The 2330-nt window shown below is 73.7% G+C and carries 3 protein-coding genes and 1 riboswitch; all 3 genes read left to right on the top strand.

What is annotated here, in order from left to right; genetic code table 11:
* Positions 1 to 586 (top strand): ribulose-phosphate 3-epimerase (gene rpe / locus ABWK99_RS15795; protein ID WP_372595637.1); only part of this gene is annotated, 586 nt, incomplete at its 5' end.
* A 15-nt stretch (positions 587 to 601) separates the two neighbouring features.
* Positions 602 to 749: riboswitch (FMN riboswitch) on the top strand.
* Positions 750 to 847: 98 nt separating this feature from the next.
* Positions 848 to 1918, top strand: a complete 1071-nt coding sequence (gene ribD / locus ABWK99_RS15790) for a bifunctional diaminohydroxyphosphoribosylaminopyrimidine deaminase/5-amino-6-(5-phosphoribosylamino)uracil reductase RibD (RefSeq protein WP_372595636.1) — start codon at positions 848 to 850, stop codon at positions 1916 to 1918.
* The coding region (locus tag ABWK99_RS15785) for a riboflavin synthase (protein ID WP_372595635.1) at positions 1918 to 2330 on the top strand (413 nt) is incomplete at its 3' end. The genes ribD and ABWK99_RS15785, both read left to right, overlap by 1 nt.

The following is a 2330-nucleotide window of genomic DNA, read 5'->3' as shown; positions in this document are numbered from 1 at the left end:
CATGGACAACCACTTCGTGCCGAACCTCACCTTCGGCCTGCCCGTGGTGGAGAGGATCGTCGCGGTCTCCCCGATCCCGGTCGACGTTCACCTGATGATCGAGGACCCGGACCGGTGGGCTCCGGGCTTCGCCGAGGCCGGTGCCTCCTCGGTCACCTTCCATGCCGAGGCGGCCCGTGCGCCGATCCGGCTGGCGCGTGAGCTCCGGCGCCTCGGTGCGCGGGCGGGGCTCGCCCTGCGCCCCGCGACGCCGGTGGAGCCCTACCTCGAGCTCCTCGCCGAGATCGACATGATCCTCGTGATGACCGTCGAGCCCGGTTTCGGCGGTCAGTCCTTCCTCGACGTGACCCTCCCCAAGATCCGTCGTGCCCGAGAGGCCGTCGACAGCTCGGGCCTCGACATCCGGCTCCAGGTGGACGGGGGCATCTCCGCCACGACCATCGAGCGCGCCGCGGAGGCCGGGGCGAACGTGTTCGTCGCGGGCTCGGCGGTCTACGGCGCCGACGACCTCCCGGCGACGATCGCCGAGCTGCGCGGGCTGGCCGAAAGGTCCCACGCCCATGGTGCAGGAGCTGTGGCAGACTGACGCGCTGAACACACACACGTGCTCCGGGGTCGGTGAAAGTCCGAGCCGGCGGTGACAGTCCGCGACCCGGTCCGCGGCGCCTCCTTTCGAGGGGACGTCAGGACCGGTTGACCTGGTGGAACTCCAGGACCGACGGTGAAAGTCCGGATGGGAGGAACACGTGGCGAGGGCGTGCCCGCTCTGCGGAGCAGGGGACGTCGTCGTCGTGGCTCGACGACCCGTCGCGCCGACCCCCGGAGCCTGAGCGCTCCGGGAGGTGGCATGGCACCGAGGTCGGTCGACGGCACGCGCCTGCCCGGCGCCCAGCACCCGAGCGCCGTTGAGATCGACGCCGCCCGCCGCGCCCTGGATCTCGCCGCACGCGGACCGGAGACGGGGCCCAACCCTCGGGTCGGCGCGGTGCTCCTCTCGCCTGACGGCACCGTCCTGGGGGAGGGTTTCCACCGAGGTGCCGGAACCCCCCACGCGGAGGTCGCGGCCCTCGAGGACGCCAGGGCACGCGGAGCGCAGGTGCGCGGTGCCACGGCCGTGGTCACCCTCGAGCCCTGCCGGCACAGGGGCCGCACGGGGCCCTGCACCCGGGCCCTGCTCGACGCAGGGGTGGCCCGTGTCGTGCTCGGCGTCCCCGACCCGACGGCGGCAGCGGGGGGCGGCGCCGCGGAGCTGAGGGCGGCGGGGGTCGACGTGGTCGAGGGGGCCCTGCGCGAGGAGGGCGAGGAGCTGCTCCGCGTCTGGCTGCGGAGCATGCGGCGCGGGCGGCCCTTCGTGACCCTGAAGATCGCCACGACCCTCGACGGCCGTGTCAGCGCCGCGGACGGCAGCAGCCGGTGGATCACCTCGGCGGCCGCACGTGCGCACGCGCACTCGGTCCGCTCCCGGGTCGACGCCATCGCCGTCGGCACCGGGACGGCCCTGGGGGACGATCCGGAGCTCACCGCTCGTACCGCCGACGGCGGCCTCGCCCCGCACCAGCCGCTGCGGGTGGTCGTCGGTCGTCGTGAGGTCCCTGAAGCGGCGCGGCTGCACGGGCCCGGTGGGGAGCTGGTGCGCCTCTCCTCGCAAGATCCCGCCGAGGTCCTGGCCTCGCTGTGGGAGCGCGAGGTGCGGCACCTGCTCGTCGAGGGCGGACCCGTCCTGACCACGGCCTTCCTGCGCGCGGGACTCGTGGACGAGGTGCACGCCTACGTCGCACCCGTGCTGCTCGGTGCCGGCCGTCCCGTCGTCGGCGACCTCGGGATCGGCACGCTCGCCGATGCCTTGCGCCTGCGCACCGTCGAGGTGCGGCACCTCGACCCCGATGCCCTGCTCGTCGCTCGTCCACAGGAGGTCTGATGTTCACCGGGATCGTCGAGGAGATCGGCACCGTCGTCGCGATGGAGACAGGAGCGGGCGACGCCCGTCTCGTGCTCTCCGGGCCGACGGTGACCGACGGCACCGTGATCGGCGCGTCGATCGCCGTCGACGGTGTCTGCCTGACCGTCACCCGGGTCGAGGACGGACGGTTCGCGGTCGACGTCATGCCCGAGACGCTCGCCCGCACCACGCTCGGCGCCCTCACGCCTGGTGCGCCGGTCAATCTGGAGCGCGCCGTGCGGGCCGACGGCCGCCTGGACGGTCACCTGGTGCAGGGACATGTCGACGGGACGGGGACCCTGCTGAGCAGGAGCCCGGGGGAGCGTTGGGACGACCTCGTCCTCGGTCTCCCGGCCGACCTGGCGCGGTACGTCGCGGAGAAGGGATCGGT

It is taken from the genome of Actinotalea sp., from assembly GCF_041597215.1.
Classification (GTDB): Bacteria; Actinomycetota; Actinomycetes; order Actinomycetales; family Cellulomonadaceae; genus Actinotalea.
The sequence above is the reverse complement of the archived record's forward strand: the minus strand, read 5'-3'. Positions and strand labels throughout refer to the sequence as shown.